This is a genomic window from Mycobacterium sp. (assembly GCF_019247615.1).
Taxonomy (GTDB): domain Bacteria; phylum Actinomycetota; class Actinomycetes; order Mycobacteriales; family Mycobacteriaceae; genus Mycobacterium.
In genome coordinates, this window is record NZ_JAFBAT010000075.1 from 1 (window position 1) to 17322 (window position 17322).

Annotated in this window: 14 protein-coding genes and 1 riboswitch; of the genes, 9 read left to right on the forward strand and 5 right to left on the reverse strand. The window is 66.1% G+C overall.

The window, feature by feature from the left end; translation table 11 throughout:
* Positions 1-213 precede the first annotated feature (213 nt).
* Entirely contained in the window at positions 214-1080 is an 867-nt protein-coding gene (locus JO059_RS05015) for a rhomboid family intramembrane serine protease (protein ID WP_293315005.1), read from the forward strand.
* Positions 1077-1538 (forward strand): SRPBCC family protein, encoded by a 462-nt coding sequence (locus tag JO059_RS05020; protein WP_293315006.1) that lies wholly within the window; start codon positions 1077-1079, stop codon positions 1536-1538. The genes JO059_RS05015 and JO059_RS05020 overlap by 4 nt, the downstream gene beginning before the upstream one ends.
* Positions 1539-1542: 4 nt before the next feature.
* On the opposite strand, the gene JO059_RS05025 is transcribed toward JO059_RS05020, so the two are convergent.
* From JO059_RS05025 to JO059_RS05040, 4 genes are read right to left on the reverse strand one after another with little or no spacing between them, the layout of a single operon-like run.
* On the reverse strand, positions 1543-2331 hold the full coding sequence (locus JO059_RS05025) for an SDR family oxidoreductase (protein ID WP_293315007.1): 789 nt from the start codon (positions 2329-2331) through the stop codon (positions 1543-1545).
* Between the two features lies 1 nt (position 2332).
* Positions 2333-3961, reverse strand: coding sequence for an AMP-binding protein (locus tag JO059_RS05030; RefSeq protein ID WP_293315008.1), 1629 nt, complete (start codon positions 3959-3961; stop codon positions 2333-2335).
* A gap of 14 nt (positions 3962-3975) precedes the next feature.
* The gene (locus JO059_RS05035; protein WP_293315009.1) at positions 3976-4725 is read right to left on the reverse strand and encodes a GntR family transcriptional regulator; all 750 of its coding nucleotides are present in this window, start codon (positions 4723-4725) and stop codon (positions 3976-3978) included.
* Between the two features lie 8 nt (positions 4726-4733).
* Positions 4734-6353, reverse strand: a complete 1620-nt coding sequence (locus JO059_RS05040) for an SMP-30/gluconolactonase/LRE family protein (protein WP_293315010.1) — start codon at positions 6351-6353, stop codon at positions 4734-4736.
* 148 nt (positions 6354-6501) lie between these two features.
* On the opposite strand from JO059_RS05040, the gene JO059_RS05045 reads away from it, so the two are divergent.
* The 7 genes from JO059_RS05045 (at position 6502) to JO059_RS05075 (ending at position 16121) form a co-directional block, all read left to right on the forward strand.
* Entirely contained in the window at positions 6502-7401 is a 900-nt protein-coding gene (locus tag JO059_RS05045) for an SDR family oxidoreductase (RefSeq protein ID WP_293315011.1), read from the forward strand.
* Complete coding sequence (locus JO059_RS05050; protein WP_293315045.1) at positions 7388-8749, forward strand: aromatic ring-hydroxylating dioxygenase subunit alpha; 1362 nt, start codon at positions 7388-7390, stop codon at positions 8747-8749. Before JO059_RS05045 ends, JO059_RS05050 begins: the two co-directional genes overlap by 14 nt.
* Positions 8746-9921, forward strand: a complete 1176-nt coding sequence (locus tag JO059_RS05055; RefSeq protein WP_293315012.1) for an LLM class flavin-dependent oxidoreductase — start codon at positions 8746-8748, stop codon at positions 9919-9921. The genes JO059_RS05050 and JO059_RS05055 overlap by 4 nt, the downstream gene beginning before the upstream one ends.
* Entirely contained in the window at positions 9918-11771 is a 1854-nt protein-coding gene (locus tag JO059_RS05060) for an NAD(P)/FAD-dependent oxidoreductase (protein ID WP_293315013.1), read from the forward strand. Before JO059_RS05055 ends, JO059_RS05060 begins: the two co-directional genes overlap by 4 nt.
* Positions 11771-12706 (forward strand): SDR family NAD(P)-dependent oxidoreductase, encoded by a 936-nt coding sequence (locus JO059_RS05065; RefSeq protein WP_293315014.1) that lies wholly within the window; start codon positions 11771-11773, stop codon positions 12704-12706. The genes JO059_RS05060 and JO059_RS05065 overlap by 1 nt, the downstream gene beginning before the upstream one ends.
* Entirely contained in the window at positions 12699-13883 is a 1185-nt protein-coding gene (locus JO059_RS05070) for a CoA transferase (RefSeq protein ID WP_293315015.1), read from the forward strand. The genes JO059_RS05065 and JO059_RS05070 overlap by 8 nt, the downstream gene beginning before the upstream one ends.
* 228 nt (positions 13884-14111) lie before the next feature.
* A complete protein-coding gene (locus tag JO059_RS05075; protein ID WP_293315016.1) occupies positions 14112-16121 on the forward strand; it encodes an acyltransferase family protein in 2010 nt (669 codons plus the stop codon).
* 9 nt (positions 16122-16130) lie between these two features.
* Here the strand turns inward: JO059_RS05075 and JO059_RS05080 are convergent, their stop codons facing one another.
* Complete coding sequence (locus JO059_RS05080; protein ID WP_293315017.1) at positions 16131-16790, reverse strand: class I SAM-dependent methyltransferase; 660 nt, start codon at positions 16788-16790, stop codon at positions 16131-16133.
* Between the two features lie 121 nt (positions 16791-16911).
* Positions 16912-17086, forward strand: a riboswitch (M-box (ykoK) riboswitch).
* The last annotated feature ends 236 nt before the right edge of the window (positions 17087-17322 follow it).

Consider the following 17322-nt stretch of genomic DNA (forward strand, 5'->3'; position numbering starts at 1 on the left):
GCGCCTTGCCCTCGACGACGTCGCAGAACGGGCCCTCCCGGATCAAGCCGTCGTCGGCGATCGTGGTTGCCAGGCCGTCCCAATCGTGTGCCGCCAGGCAATCCAGGTAGCGCTCGACCACCCCGGTCGCATCGGTGGCTGCCACGCAATCACCGTAAGGGACGGCAGCACGGGGAAGGGCGCACCGGACGCGATTCGGGCGACAATGGTGCGATGAGCGCTCCCAGTGCACCGGAGTCGCCCGCCGAGGCGCCGACCTGCTACCGGCATCCCGACCGTCGGACCTACGTCCGGTGCAACCGCTGCGAGCGCTACATCTGCCCGGATTGCATGCGCGCCGCCGCGGTCGGTCATCAATGCGTGGAGTGCGTGCAGGCGGGTGCCCGGACGATTCGGCAGCCACGGACGCGCCTCGGCGGCCGGGAGCGGTCCGCCAGGCCGGTGGTCACTTACGCGCTGATCGCAATCAACGTCGCGGCTTTCATACTGCAGATGGCATCTAGAAATTTGGAAAGACAACTGGCGCTGTGGCCGCCGGCCGTCGCTGAGGGCCAGCTGTACCGACTGGTGACCGCGGCGTTCTTGCACTACGGCGCGACCCATCTGCTGCTGAATATGTGGGCGTTGTACGTCGTCGGCCCTCCCCTCGAGATGTGGCTCGGCCGAATGCGATTCGGCGTGTTGTATGCGTTGAGCGGGCTGGGCGGTTCGGTGCTGGTGTACCTGCTCTCGCCGCTCAACAGCGCGACGGCGGGCGCGTCGGGTGCAATCTTCGGGCTTTTCGGCGCCACTTTCGTGGTGGCGAGGCGGTTGAGCCTCGATGTCCGCGGGGTAGCCGCGGTCATCGTGATCAACCTGATCTTCACGTTCGTCGTTCCGGCGGCCAGTTCGCAGCGCATCAGCTGGCAGGCGCACGTGGGCGGGCTCGTTACGGGTGGGCTGGTCGCCGCAGCCTTCGTCTATCCACCGATAAAGCGCCGAAACCTGGTGCAGGCCGCGGTGACCGTCCTTGTCCTGGCCGTGTTTGCCGCGCTGATCTGGTGGCGCACAGGGGTTCTCCGCGCGGAGTTGTCGATATGAGTTGGTGGCTCTCCCATGCCGAGCGGACCCTGTCCGAAGCGGTCCCCGCGCCACCCGAGGAGGTCCGCAACTTCTATGTGGATCTGAACAACATCAAGCTCGTACACCCGCTGATCGTGTCCGTGCGGGCGACCTCGCGCACCGAGACGCCGGACGGGTACCTGCAGGACTACCGGGTCGTGGACCGAATTCCGTTGGGTCCATTCATCATTCGAATCACCTACCGGGCGCGACTGCAGGTGCCCGTGGATGGCGACGTGCTGACCGAGGCCGATCAGTCGCCCGGGGTGCGGCTGCGCGGCCGGGTGAGCTTTGCGCCGGTCGACGGCGGCACCCGCATCAGCGAGCGGATACGGATTACCGCGCCCCGGCCGCTGGCGTCCGTCACCACGCGCGAGGCGGTCAAGGCGCATATCGAAATGCTGGCGGGCATCCGGTGCCACTTCGAATCCGGCTGACCACCTAGGTTTTTGGCGGCCGCCACTGGGAGTTCAGCGCCGTGTCCGAGAGGTACTTCGTCGTGCTCCAACCGCCGTCGACGACGATTGTCTGTCCGTTGATGAAGGCGCCCCCCGGAGAGCACAAGAACGCCACGGTGCTTGCCACGTCATCGACGGTCCCCAAGCGCTGGTGAGGTGTCATCTCGGTGTTGATCCTGCGGAAGCGCTCGTCGCGCAGGCGCGGCTCGGTCATCGGAGTCTGAATAACGCCGGGAGCCACAGCATTACACCTTATCCCCTGCGCGCCGTACTGGCAGGCGATGTGGGTGGTCAGCGCCGTCAGGCCGCCCTTGGCCGCCGAGTAGGCGCCGCCGCGAAGTCCGCCGACGACGGCGAACGTCGAGGTGACGTTGATGATCGCCGATCCCGGTGGCATGTGCGGCAGCACCTCGCGAATCAGGCGGAAGGGCGCACGCAACATCAAATCCAAAAAATGGTCCAGTGTTTCGTCGTCAGTCTCGTGCACCGGCTTGGGACTGCCGATCCCGGCGACGTTGACCAAGAAGTCGACGTGCCCCCAACGGTCAAGGGCGAGATCGGTGATGTATCTGGGTGCTTCGTCGTCTCTCAGGTCGATGGCGAGCGTGGCCGAGCGATCCGGATCCCCGACGATTTCCGCCAGTCGGGCAAGCTTGGCCTCGTTGCGCCCGGTCGCGAGCACCGCCATCCCCATCCCGGCCAGCTTCGCCGCACAACCCGACCCGATCCCGCCGCTCGCGCCGGTGACGATCGCTACCTGCATGGTCTGCATCTCAGGGACCCGCTTCCATCAGCACCGCCTTGATTTGGTGCTTCAGCACCTTGCCTGCATCGTTCTTGGGCAGCACGTCCCAAATGACCACCTGCTCGGGCGCCTTGAACCGGGCGACGCCCGAATCCGTCAGGAAGCGGCGCAATCCCGCTACGGTGATGTCGGAATCCGGACCGGGCGCGTCCGTGGGCGCGGCGGTGGGCACGACGACCGCGCAGGCCCGTTCACCGGTCCGCTCGTCGGGCAGCCCGACCACGGTGACCTCGGCCACGCCGGGATGGCTCGCCAGGATGTCCTCGACCTCCTTGGGCGAGATGTTTTCGCCATTGCGGACGATGATGTCTTTGGCTCGCCCGGTGACCACGAGGAATTCGCCGTCGACCCAGCGAGCGAGATCTCCGGTGCGAAAAAACCCCTCGGCGTCGAACGCGCCCGCTTCGTCTTCTCGGTGCTGGTAGCCGACCAGCATTTGCGGCCCGCGGGCAAGGATCTCTCCCGCCTCGATCTTGATGTCGGCCAACCCCGCGTGCCCGTCGGTGTCGGCGGCGTGGTCGGGGTTCCCGGGTGAACCGATCGTCGTGACGGGCACCTCCGTCGAGCCGTACACCCTCGTCACCAGCGCCGACTCGAAATAGGTTGTCGCCCTGCGGATCAGCGGCGGCGATACGGCCGCGCCGCCGCAGACGAAGAACCTCAGGTCCGGTAGGCGGGTGCCCGCCCGCTGCGCGGCCGCGAGCAGCTGCTCCAAGAACGGCGTTGCGCCGGCCATGTGGCTGCACCGCTCCGCCTGCATCAGCCGGACCGCTTCATCGCCGTTCCATCGGTCCAGCAGCACGGCGGTGGCGCCCAGCAGCAGGGGGCACTCGAACGCGTAGATTGAGCCACCGATGTGAGCGATCGGCGATGCAACCAGAAATCTGTCTCCCTGCTCGACAAGCCAGTGGTCGCGGATCTGGCAGATCAGCGCATGGATCGAATTATGTGAGTGCAGCACGCCTTTCGGCCGGCCTGTGGTGCCGGAGGTGTAGAGGATCATGCGCACCGCGTCGGAGTTCAGCGTCGGCAGCCGGCCGGGGGCCGCGCGCTGGTCGAGCAGTGGCGCGAACGGGATCTGATCGGCGCCCAGATCCCCGCGGACCACAACGACATCGGGTGGCGATTGGAGCTGGGCGGCTACCCGGGCCAGCATCGCGGGGTAGTCGTGGTCCCCGAAACGGCCGGGGACGAAGATCATTCGGCTCTCAGCGTCCTCGAGGATGAATCGCAGTTCGCGGTCCCGCATGGACGGCAGGATGGGGTTGGCAACCATGCCCGCCAGGGTTGCGGCCAGGTAGATCACCGCGGCCTCGTACCAGTTGGGCAGCATGAAAGAAACCACGCTCCCGGGGGGAATGCGGTCTTGCAGTGCGTGCGCCAACGTTGTCGCCTGCGCGCACAGACTTTGGCAGTCCACGAGCCGATCGCCGTCTACCACCGCCACTCGATGCGGGGTATGCCGAGCGGCATTGCGCAGCGAGTCGGCCAACGTGCCCGGGACCCACCACCCGCGGGCGTAGGCATCGGCGGCGCGCTCGTCGTCCCAGCGAATCGAGCGTCCGCTCACAAGCTTTCGGCCCTGGGCTTTCGGCATGGCAGCGCTGCCGGTTAGCCTCTCATGCGCCGCATCGTCATCGAGTGACGGAAGCGCGACGCGGGGTGAGTGTTGATCGTGACCTGGGCGATCTGTCCGTCGGACGTCGTGTAGGTGCGCCGCACCTGCAGCGCGGGCGTCCCAGGCTCGACCTCGAGGCCGCCCGCCAGCGCCGGGGGAATGAGCATCGCCGCAATCTCTTGATGGACGTCAACGATAGTCAGTCCGAAGAGGTCTTCGATCAGCGGGAAGATCGGCCCTTGGTGGCGCTGCAGGAGTCTGCCGACCGCCGCGAATGCACGGTTGATGTAGTACTCGGTGCGGCACAACGCGGGCTCCGACGCCTGGGCCCCCTCGGCGCGCCGGAAACCGCGAACGGATAGCCACTGCTCGCCGCCGGCCAGGCCGGTGCGGGCGGCCAGCTCGTCGTCGAGCGTGACCATCGCGATCGATTCGATCGCGAACTGGGTACCGGCCGCGAACGCCAGCAGATCGTTGATCGACATGACATGCTGCACATAGGAATCCGATGACGGCCGCGGCACGACGAGGGTTCCGGTGCGCGGACGCGACGACACCAGATTGTCCTCGCGCAACCGACGCAGGGCCTCCCGAATGGTGTAGCGGCTGACCGCAAACCGCGCGCACAGCTCGTGTTCGGTCGGCAATTGGGATCCCACCGGGTATACCCCGTCCACGATCTCTTTTCGCAGGGTGCGCGCAACCTGCAAATAGCGATGATCCGCGACTTTGGTCTCAGGCATGGGGCCCTTCAGGTTTCCTGCCGTATCGCCAGCACGCTGCCCTCGGCGTCCGCCGAAACGTACAGCGTGCCGTCGAGCCCGGCGGCGATGCCCGCGAACGGGCCCTGCGGGCCCGAGAACGGCGGCATGCCCAGCAGCGGCTTCGGGATGACGCCCGGTGGGGCGCCGACCGGCAAGTTGGAGGCGATGGTGCACCGGGCGCCGGTGCGCGGGTCGAACGCGACGAGTTCCTTCGCACCGGCGTCGACGACATACAGTTGCTCGTCGAGCACCAGGACTCCCTGGGGTCGCTGCAAGCCGTCGAGCATGGTTCCCGTGCCCACCTTGACCAGCCGCCCGGCTGCCGCCTCGGTGACCAGACAGGCCCCGTCGGGAGCGATTGCCACGCCGACGGGATCCCCGAGCCCGGAGGCGAGCACCTCGACGTTCGGGCCGGACGGGCCGGGCCGGATCGACAGCACCCGCCCGGCCCCGAGTTCGGCGACCACGATTGTGCCGCCGGGAGCGATCGCCACGCCGTACAGCTGGTCAAAACCCTCTGCCAGGACATCGCTTTGGTTGTGCTCCGGTACATATCGGGCGACCTGACCGTTGGACGTGGTGACGACGAATTCGCCCGCCCCAGCGCATGTCACACCGCGAAGGAACCCCGGATATCCCGGACTGAAAAGCATCCCGACGGTCCGCAACGAGCCGGTCATGGGCGGCGAGACATAAAAGTACGTTCCGTCGGCGATGTAGAGACTGCCGTCAGCACCGACCGCGAGGTCCAGCGGCCAGTTCAACCCGGCTGGCAGCACGGTCCGGGCCTGCCCGCCGGGGAGGACCTCGGTGATCTTGCCGGTGAAGCTCGAGACCAACAGCCGCCGGCCCACGAAGGTGAGGTTGTCCAGGCCGGGGTCCAGGGTTGCCAACACCGTGCGTTCGCCGTTGCGGGGGTCGATGCGCAGCACCTGGCCGCTGTGCAACTGGGTCGAAACGAGGCGTCCGCTTGAATCGAACTTCACCGCATCGGGCACGCCAAGGTCGGCGGCAACGCGTTGCCCTTCGCCCCCCTCGGGATTGATGCGCCAGATCTCGTTGGCACCCATCACCGGGAAATACAACAAGCCGTCCGGGCCGACCTCCATGGCGTTGGGGAACGGCACACCCTCCAGCAGCACCCGCGGCGGGCCGCCGGCCAGATCGAGTTCGAGCAGCCGGCCGCCTTCGCGGCACTCGCCGACGAACAACCGGCCCCGGTGAAAAGTGATGCCGTTGGCCGACGCCACGTCGTCCCGGAGCACTCGTACGTGACCCGCCGCGTCGAGCGCGCTCACCCGCCCGTCCATGACCTCGGTGGCGTAAAGGTTGCCACTCGGGTCGAAGGCCACGTCATCGGGCGCGACGATGTCTCCTCCCTTGGCAGTAATGGTCTCCAGCTGCCCGGTCGTCAGGTCGAGCGCGCTGATCTGGCTGCCGGTCACCTGCGCTATGTACACCCGGCCGTCCGGACCGGTGCGCAGGCCGTTGGCCCCGAACAGCCGGCTGGGTGGCGTAAGCCGATTCAGGCTCCAGCCGTCGGCAAGGCATGGCCGTCCACCCGAGTAGCGGCCAGCATGCAGCGGTAACCCGGTTCCGGCGGCCATCACCGCTCGCACGTTATCAACGGGGCAATAGTCCAGACAATACACCAGCCAAAATATGCACCGCTCTTGACGGCGGGAGCTTGCCGGGAGAATCATGCTCTCTGATGTGTGCACGTCATTATCTTGTCCAGACAAATGCTACTAGCCGATGAGCCAAGATCTGCTCGGGCTTGACGGGCGCGTTGTCGTGGTTTCGGGCGCGGGTGGTGGCGGCATCGGGACGACCGTCACGCGCATGGTCGCGGAGGCCGGCGCCAGCGTGGTCGCGGTGAGCCGCGATCGCGACAACCTCGATCGACACCTGGGACCCCTCATTGCCGACGGTCTCTCGATCGTGCCCGTGGCGGCCGATGCCGCCACCGCCGACGGCGTGAGCACCGCGCTCGAGGCCGTGCGGCGCACCGGCGGCGCGCTGCACGGCCTGGTGAACGTCGCCGGGGGCGCCGATCCGTCGACCTGGATGTCGTCCATCCGGGTGACGCGCAGCGATTGGCGCGCATTGTTCACCCGAAATCTGGAGACGATGTTCTTCATGAGCCAGGCCGTGGCTGCCGAACTGCAGCGGAGCAACTGCGGGGGTTCGATCGTGTCGGTCTCGTCGATCAGCGGGATGAACACCGCCCCCTTCCATATCGCCTACGGCACTGCCAAAGCCGCGATCGTGGCGGTGACCCGCACTATGGCGCTCGAACTGGCCGTTGGCGGAAGCGGGGCCCGGGACGGGGCTGCCATCCGGGTCAACGCCGTGGCACCCGGCGTCACCAAGACACCGGCGTCGGGCACCTACGTCGACGAAGACGCTGAGCGCGATCGGCGCACCATCGCGATGGGTCGCCGCGGCCGCCCGGAGGAGGTGGCCGGCGCCATTCTGTTTCTGCTGTCGGACCTTTCGAGCTACATCACCGGGCAGACGCTGCTGGTGGACGGCGGCCTGAACCTTCGATGGTGTCATTTGGCCGCCGACAACACCTCGGTGTTCCTGAAGGACGAAACACTCCGGAAGGCGATCACACGCTGGGAAAGTGAGGACTGCGATGGGCCCGGCTGACGAAATGACCGCGCCCGTCACCATTCCGGTCGAAGCCTACGTCTCCGAGGAGTACGCCCGCGCCGAACGTGACAAACTGTGGCGCAAGGTGTGGCAGCAGGTCGGGCGCGTCGAAGACCTCCCCAAAGTGGGCAGCTACCTCACCCACGAGATCCTCGACGACTCCGTTCTGGTGGTGCGAACCGGGCCGGACACGATCGTGGCGCACCACAACGTGTGCATGCATCGCGGACGTCGGCTGGTGGACGTTCCCCAAGGCGCCAAAAGCGCTTGCGGCCATAGGAAGTCGTTCGTGTGCGGCTTCCACGGGTGGACCTATGACCAAGACGGCGGCTGCATTCACGTGCCCGAGAGACAGGACTGGCAGGGTGCCCTCACGCCGGAGAACACCCACCTGGCGCCCGTCAACGTGGACACCTGGGGCGGCTGGATCTGGATCAACATGGATCCGGCGTGCGAACCGCTGCGCGACTACCTCGAACCCGCCGCAACCATGCTGGATCCCTTCCGGTTACAGGACATGCGTTGCAAATGGCGCAAGTGGCTGCATTTCGGGTGTAACTGGAAGGTCGCCATGGAGGCCTTCAACGAGACCTACCACGTCGCCACCACGCATCCGCAGTTCAACAAGTTCGGGAACTTCCGCGGTTGGGCCATGGCACAGGGCAAGCACAGCAACATCGGCTACGACGCGCCCGCGGAGCTGGCAGAGACGAAGTCGAAGATCCGGCTCGGCACCGGCGCCGATCCCCGCGTGTCGACGGCCGAGATGCAGGTGTACACGCTGGAGGAGACCAACGCCACCACCACGCAGACACTGGTGGACGCGGCGCGCAGGCTCGTCGACGAGTTGCCGGCGGGCGCCCCGGCCGACAAGGTGCTCGAACACTGGTTGTCGTCGGCACGGCGGGACGACGCCGCGCGGGGCGTGGTCTGGCCGACGATCGCGCCCGAGCATCTGGCCCGCAGCGGCACCGCCTGGCAGATCTTTCCCAACTTCCAGATCGGGCAGGGACTGACCACCGCGTTGTGCTACAGCGCCCGGCCCCACGGGTACGACCCGGACAGCTGCATCTTCGAAGTCTCCAGCTACGAGCTGTATCCCGAAGGCCAAGAGCCCCAGACAGACTGGACGTATGCCCCGCCGGACGACCCGAACTGGCGAAGCGTGCTGCCGCAGGACTTCTCCAACATGGCCGCGGTACAGCAGGGCATGAAGTCCTATGGCTTTTCCGGCCCCAGGCCGAACCCCTACATGGAACGCAGCACCGCAAACCTGCACCGTCACCTTGCCGAATACATGGGCACCGGTGCGCCACGCAAGATAGTTACGGAGATCGAGCGATGAAAGTCAACCTCGGTTTTGGCGCTCACAATTCGCGCGACTGGGATCGTGTGCTGGCCAAGGATTTCGGTCACCAGCCCGCAATCCCGGACTGGGAATGCGTGCAGGCCACGCTGGCCATTGCCGATCTGGCCGAACCGCTGGGTTTCGACGGCATCTGGATGCCGGAGCACTGTGGAACCCCGTACGGCATGACGCCCAACCCGATTCAGACCCTGAGCTATTTCGCCGGGCGTACCGAACGTGTCAGCCTCGGCACTTTCGTGGTCGTCGCGCCGTGGTGGCATCCGGTCCGGCTCGCGCACCAGATCGCCTACCTCGACATCCTGTCCAACGGCCGATACACGACGATCGGAATCGGCCGTGGGGTCTCCAAGGGTGAGTTCGAGGCGGTCGGCGTACCCCGCGAGGAAAGCAGGCAGCGATTCAACGAAACCCTTGACATCCTGCAGCTGGCGCTCTCCGGCGAGAGGTTCTCCTATGAAGGGGAAATCTTCAAGGTCCCCGAGATGTCGCTTCGCCCCGAACCGCAAAGCAAAGACCTCTTTTCTCGCATTTACAGCTCCTCGTCGACGGCCGAGTCCCTGGAGATCCTGGCGCGGCGCGGCATGGTTCCGCTGTTCGTGGGCAACAAGCCGATCGGGGACGCCGGACGGGAAGTGCAGAAGGTCAACACGTTCCGCAAGGAGGAAGGCCTGCCGCCCTGCCAGCCGAAGAACGTGATGTTCATGTACTGCACGACGGAGGACCCGGCCAGAACGGAGGAGTGGATCTGGACCGCCAACCGCGACGTCACCGTACACTACGGATTCGCCGACGCGTCGAACTTCAAGGGCGTCAAGGGTTATGAGGCCTACGCAGCCCGGGAGGCCACCGCGACGGCGGTGCTCGCCTCGTCGGTGACTGGTGAAGCTCAGGGCGGCCCGTCCAAGACGCCGGGCTACCACGCCTCCAACCTGTTGATCGGCACGCCCGAGGAGATTTTCAGTCGGATCAAGGCTGCGCAGGAGGCCTGCTCCTTCTGCGAGCTGACGATCGTCCCGCAGTTCGGCACCATGCCGTACCCCGAGGCGATCGCCAGCACGGAGCTGTTCGCGAAGGAGGTATTGCCCGCGGTGCAGCAGATGCCGGCGCCGCTGCATCGCGCGGCGCTCCCGGAAAACGCGCTGGCATGACCGACCCAAACTGTCCACCCACTCAAACGCCCGACGACATCGATTTCGAGGCGCTGCGAGAAAGGTATCGCCGCGAACGCGAAAAGAGGTTACGCCCAGAGGGTTCCAAGCAGTACGTCGAACTCGTCGATGACTTCGCGGGTTACTACGAAACGGATCCGCACTCGCCGCCGTCGCTGCGCGACCCCATCTCGGAGGATATCGACGTCGCGGTAATCGGTGGCGGCTTCGGCGGCCTGCTCTGTGGGGCATACCTGAAAAAGGCAGGGGTCGAGGACGTGCGGATCATCGAGCTCGGCGGTGACTTCGGCGGGGTCTGGTACTGGAACCGCTACCCCGGCCTGCAATGCGACAACGAGTCATACTGCTACATACCGCTTCTCGAAGAGCTGAACTTCATGCCGTCGAAGAAGTTCGCCGACGGCATCGAGATCTACGAACATTGCCGGCGCATCGGAAAGCACTACGGCCTCTATGATTCCGCGATCTTCTCCACCCAGGTCCGCGACTTGCGCTGGGACGAGGACGTCAGGCGGTGGCGGATCGGCACGAATCGCGGCGACGAGATCCGCGCGCGTTTCGTGGTGATGGCCTCGGGTCCCTTCCATCGGCCGAAACTTCCGGGCATTTCCGGCATCAAGGACTATCGGGGCCACAGCTTTCACTCGTCCCGCTGGGACTACGGATACACCGGCGGCGACAGCAACGGGGGGATGGACAAGCTTGCCGACAAGCGGGTCGCGGTGGTGGGGACGGGCGCGACCGCTGTCCAGATCATTCCGTACCTTGGCCGAGACGCCAAGCATCTCTATGTCTTTCAGCGCACGCCGTCATCGGTCGGTGCGCGGAACAATGCCCCGACCGATCCGCAGTGGGCGGAATCGCTGCGACCGGGCTGGCAGAAGGAGCGGCAACGCAACTTTCATGCCTGGACGTTCGAGGGGATGGCACTGGGCCAGCCCGATTACGTCTGCGACTTCTGGACCGAACTCGGCCGCAATACCGCGGCGCGGGTGATGGCGCTGGAGGATCCCGCGGCGATGACGGCCGAGCAGTTCATGGCCATTCGGGAGGAAGAGGACTTTCGGGTCATGGAGCGCCTGCGCCGCCGGGTGGAAAACATCGTGGAGGACGCCGACACCGCGGAGGCGCTCAAGCCCTACTACCGGTTCCTGTGCAAACGACCGTGCACCAACGACGAATATCTACAGACCTTCAACCGCCCGAATGTGACGCTGGTCGACGTGTCTGCGGCAAAGGGCGTCGAGCGGGCGACGGCAAGGGGCCTCGTTGCCAATGGCGTTGAGTACGAGGTCGACTGCATCATCTATGCGAGCGGATTCGAGATCACGACGGAAATCAGCCGCCGGTATTCGATCGACGCGATCAAGGGTCGCGAAGGTCTTTCGCTCTTCGACTACTGGCATGATGGATACCAGACATTCCACGGGATGACCAGCCGCGGTTTCCCTAACCAGTTCTTCACCGGGTTCACCCAGGTGGGTATCTCGGCGAACATCGCCGCGAACTACGAACTGCAGGGCGAGCACATCGCCTACATCATCTCCGAGGCCCTGGCCCGCGGCGCGGTGACCGTCGAGCCCACCCAAGAGGCGCAGGACGAATGGTGCCACACCATCCGGAGAACCGCGATCGACACCAGCCAGTTCGACGCGCAATGCACGCCCGGCTACTACAACAACGAAGGCGGCGGCGCCGGTGTCGAGGAGGGCGAGGGCATCCGCTCGCATCTGGGCGAACCGTACGGACCGGGCTTTTATGCGTTCGGCGAGTTATTGGCCCAGTGGCGCGACGACGGCAAGCTTGCGGGCCTGGTTCTCGAATCGTGATGGGTGAACTACGATTCGACGACCGTGTGGCGGTCGTCACCGGCGCGGGGCGGGGGCTGGGGCGAGCCTACGCGCTGCTGTTGGCATCCCGGGGCGCCCGCGTGGTCATCAACGACACCGGTGGCGTGCTGAGCGGTGACGGCACGGATGCCGGTCCCGCAGAACAGTTGGTGGCCGAGATCAGGGCGGCGGGCGGCGACGCGGTGGCGTGCCTCGAGTCGGTCGCGACACCCGAGGGTGGTCAGGCAATCATCGGTGCGGCGCTGGACCGCTACGGCCGCATCGATATCCTCATCCACAACGCCGGCAACGTGCGCCGAGGATCGTTGAAGGACATGAGCTATGACGATTTCGATGCCGTCATCGATGTCCACCTGCGCGGCGCCTTCCACGTGGTTCGTCCCGCGTTCCCGCTCATGTGCGAGGCGCAGTACGGCCGCATCGTGTTGACCTCGTCGATCGGCGGCCTGTACGGAAACCATGGCATCGCAAACTATGCGGCCGCCAAGGCGGGCCTCATGGGGCTGTCCAACGTCGTCGCCCTTGAAGGCGCGGCGGACGGTGTGCTGTGCAACGTCATCGTTCCGTCGGCGGTGACGAGAATGGCTGAGGGGCTCGATATTTCGGCATATCCGCCGATGGGAACCGAACTGGTGGCGCCCGTGGTGGGCCTGCTTTCGCATGAAAGCTGCCCGGTGACCGGCGAGATGCTGGTCGCCATCGCCGGCCGGGTGGCCCGGGCGGTGGTCGCCGAAACAGCGGGAGTGCACCGCCCGTCCTGGTCCATCGAAGACGTTTTCTCACAGCTCGATACCATCCGTTATCCGGCCGCGCCGCTGGTCTTTCCCGTCGTACCTAGTGGTCATGCCGACCACATCCGTTACAGTTTCGAGGTCGCCGCAAGGATCGGACGGGAAGAGGCGCACCATGGTTAGCTCGGGCCCCCTGGCGGGGGTGCGCGTCGTCGACCTGACCGCGATGGTGATGGGACCCTATTGCACCCAGATCATGGCCGACATGGGTGCCGACGTCATCAAGGTCGAGCCCCCGCAGGGCGACGACACCCGGTACATCTCGGTCGGGCCGGCGCGCGGCATGGGTGGCGTCTTCGTCAACGTCAACCGCGGCAAGCGCGGTATCACGATCGACCTGCGGTCCGATTTCGGTAAGTCGGTGCTGCGTGCGCTGATCGAACGCGCCGACGTCTTCATTCACTCCATGCGGGCGAAGGCGGTTGCGCGGCTCGGATTCGGCTATGACGAGGTCGCGGCGATCAATCCCGCCATCGTCTACACCAACTGCTACGGGTACAGCCGGCGCGGACCCAACGGGGATCTGCCCGCCTATGACGACACCATCCAGGCGGCGTGCGGGCTGCCGTTCGTTCAGGAGCAGTTGACCGGCGAGCCGCATTACGTGGGCACGATATTGGCCGACAAGGTCGCCGCCCTCACGGCGCTCTACGCCACGGTCATGGCGCTCTTCCACCGTGAGCGCACCGGCGAAGGCCAAGAGGTGGAAGTCGGGATGTTCGAGACGATGGCGTCGTTCATGTTGGTCGAGCACGCCAACGGCGCGATCTTCGATCCGCCGTTGGGTCCCGCTGTCTATCCGCGTACGGTGGCGCCCAACCGTCGGCCGTACCGCACCAGCGATGGTTATGTCGCGGCGTTGATCTACAACGACAAGCATTGGGCGGCGTTCATCGACGCCGTGCGCCCCGACTGGGCCAGCGACCTGTACGCCACGCTCGAGCTGCGCGCGGGTCAGATCGACGCCGTGTACGCCCTGCTGGCCGAGACGCTGTCGCAGCGAACGACGCGGGAGTGGCTCGACCTGTTCCACGACCTGGAGATCCCCGCCTCCCCCCTGTCCAGTCCGGCGGCGTTGTTCGACGACAATCATCTCGGCGCCGTCGGTTTTTTCGAGACGGTGGACACGCCGCACGGTCCGGTGCGGTTCCCCGGTGTGCCGACCTGGTTTTCGCGAACGCCGGGCAGCGTCGCCGGGCCCGCCCCGGAGCTGGGCGCCGACACCGAAGACGTGCTCGAAGAACTCGGATTGGGGCTCCCCACCGCGAAAGCCACCGCCAAACCGGCGGCATCCGGATAGGGCAAGTCCGACACCGCAGAAGCCAAGAGCGCCTTCGCGTGTCTTCGCCGCGATCGGCTGCGTCGCCTCTAAGCTTGCTTCGAGCAAGAGGAGGGGCAACGACGTATCGGCAGCAACCACGGCGCCGGGCGACCTGCTGGTCAGGGCGCGCTGGCAGCGAGCACTGAGCCGGGCGGGGCACACCCCGCACCGGCGCGTTCTGGTTCGCGGCCGCGTTGGGTTGCTCCCGTGCGCCGGGTCGGGCGGCTGGCGATCTGGGATAAACCAGAGCGGCGCAGCGGCATTCCCGCGCTGGACGGGCTTCGCGCGGTAGCGGTTGCGCTCGTCCTCGTCGGGCACGGTGGGATCCCGGGTATGGTCGGTGGGTTCATCGGCGTGGATGTCTTCTTCGTTCTCAGCGGCTTCCTGATCACCTCGCTGCTGCTGGACGAGTTGGGACGCACCGGTCGGATTGAGCTGACCGGCTTCTGGATTCGGCGGGCACGACGGTTGCTCCCGGCGTTGGTGTTGATGGTGCTCACCGTGGGAGCGGCGCGTGAACTGCTGCCGTCGCAGGCTCTCACCGGGCTGCGCAACGACGCGATCGCGGCGTTCCTGTGGGTGGCGAATTGGCGGTTCGTGGCACAAAAGACCGACTATTTCACCCGGGGCGCTCCGCCCTCACCGCTCCAGCACACCTGGTCGCTCGGGGTCGAGGAACAGTACTACATTGTGTGGCCGGTCCTGTTGATCGCGGTGACCCTGATACTGGCCGCGCGGGCCAGGCGCTACTTCAGGCGAGCCACGGTGGGCGGCGTACGGTTTGCCATCTTCGTGATCGCCACCGTGGGCGCGCTGACGTCCGCGGCGGCCGCCGCCCTCCTTGCCTCCGACACCACACGCGACCGGATATATTTCGGCACCGACACCCGCGCGCAGGCGTTGTTGACCGGTGCCGCGGCCGCGGCCCTGCTGGTCAGAGATTGGCCGTCGCTCAACCGCGGCTGGTGCCTGATCGGCACCCGTTGGGGACGGCGGGTGGCCCGCTTGCTGCCGCTGGTCGGCGTGGCCGGGTTGGCGGCGGCGACGCACTACGCGACGGGCAGAGCGGACGAGTTCCGCCATGGTTTGCTGTTCGGCGTCGCGATCGCTGCCGTCCTCGTGATCGCTCCCGTGGCGCTGGAGCAGCGCGGAGCGATCGCCCGGCTCCTCGCGCTGCCTCCTCTGGTGTGGCTCGGCACCATCTCGTACGGCGTCTATCTGTGGCACTGGCCAATCTTCTTGGCGCTCAACGGCGAGCGCACCGGATGGTCGGGTTCGCCATTGTTCGCGGCGCGGTGCGCCGCGACGGTGGCGGCGGCCGCCGCTTCATGGTGGCTGATCGAACAGCCCATCCGGCGCTGGCGGCCGGCCCGGGTGCCGCTACTCCCGCTCGCGGCGGCCACCGTGGCCAGCGCCGCCGCGGTGACGTTGCTGGTGGTTCCGGTGGGCACCGGGCCCGGCTTGCGCGAGTCCGGCCTGCCCCCCGGAGTATCGGCGGTCGCCGCGGTGTCGCCATCGCCACCGGGTGGAAGCCGCCCAGGTCCGGTAGGGCCGCGAGATCCCAATCGGCCGTTCACCGTTTCGGTCTTCGGCGATTCCATCGGGTGGACCTGGATGCATTACCTACCGCCCACACCGGGATTCTCGTTCGTCGACCACACGGTCATCGGCTGCAGCCTCGTGCGGGGAACACCATATCGGTATATCGGTCAAACGCTCGAGCAGAGACCGGAGTGCGATGGCTGGCCGATCAGGTGGTCGGCGCAGCTCGGCCAGGACCAGCCGGACGTCGCACTGTTGATCATCGGCCGTTGGGAGACGGTTGACCGCGTCAATGAGGGCCAGTGGACCCATATCGGCGATCCGACGTTCGACGCATATCTCAGCGGGGAACTGCAGCGGGCCCTGAATATACTGGGCGCGAGCGGTATTCGCGTCATGGTGGCGACGGTCCCCTACAGCCGCGGCGGCGAAAAGCCCGACGGCCGCCTGTACCCGGAGGATCAACCGGATCGGGTCAATCTCTGGAATGCCATGCTGCGCAAAACGGTTGCTCTGCACCAGAATGTACAAATTCTCGACCTGAACAAGAAGCTATGTCCCGATGGCGTTTACACCGCAAAAGTCGACGGGATCAAGGTGCGCAGCGACGGCGTGCATCTCACCCCGGAGGGGGTGAAGTGGCTGACGCCGTGGTTGGAGGAGTCGCTCAGGTAGCTCACCAGCTCAGTCGCCCACGCGGCAGCTGACTTCCATGCTGTCGCTGGCCCGCACGGCGAAGTTGAAGCTCACGTAGCCGTTCCCGGGATCGCGCACCCGGTCGAGGTAGGGCCGGGTGTCGGCGGCGTTGGCATTATCGGCGACCACCAATGCGCCGGTCGACAGCCGCGGTTCGAGGAGCTCGATCACCGGAAGATACAGATCCTTCCAACCGTCGAGCAGAACGAACTCGATGGGCCCACCGACATCGGCGAGTGTGGACAGCGCATCTCCCTCGAGAATGGTGATCAGGTCGTCCAAACCGGTCTCGGCGAACGTCTGCCGGGCGGCGGCGATTTTGCCGGCGTTGAGCTCGGTGGTCACCACACGGCCGGTCCCGTTGTCGCGCACCGCGGATGCCAGATGGATGGCGGAAATGCCGAAAGACATGCCGAATTCGATCACCGTCGTCGGCCGGATCGCCCGCACCAGGGCATACAGCAGCCGGCCGGCCTCCGCCGTCACCGGGATGTAGAACTCGCTCATCGCGTCGGCGCGCTCCTGCGCGGTCATCGGCCGACCGAATTCGCCGTGCCTCGCGCGCAACAGCGACATTTGCGCCTTCGCTTCGGCGTACATCCGGTCGAGCGCGGCGGCGACCCTGGGGTCGCGAAGAGTGCTGGCCATGTCCTCGAGAGTAGGCAGGCAAGCGCCGCGAAACGCAAATTCGCTCTTGGTTACGAAAAGCTTAATTGAAGGTTGCGAAAAGGTTTGACGGCCCTTGGGTCACGCAGGCAAAATGGATGAGCAAGCACCTCGGTAGGTGAGGCGTCTGCACGGATAGAGGCCACTGACCCCGAACGTCGAGAGACGCCCCGGTTCAGGACAGCTCTTCCCGGGTCCAAGGGTTGAGCCCAAGTGGCTTCTGGACGCGGTTCCGGATACGCCGTGCAGTGCCGAAGCTCCGGCGAGAGGGGTGTGCGACCGGCGCGTTCGGCGTCGGTCAGTGGCGCCTCTTTCGTTCAGGTGGATGTCATGACACCCGCGTGTGTCCCGGCCGTGAGGAGGTGAGGGCGAGATGAGCAAGACCAGTCCGGGCGATAGTCGGTATCCAAAATCATCTCGTCCCGATCCGGATGTCGAGTTCTTCCCCACGTGCGTTGAATCCGTTGCGCGTGCGCGCAGTTGACGCAGTGGCGTGGAAACGAGACGAGTCGGT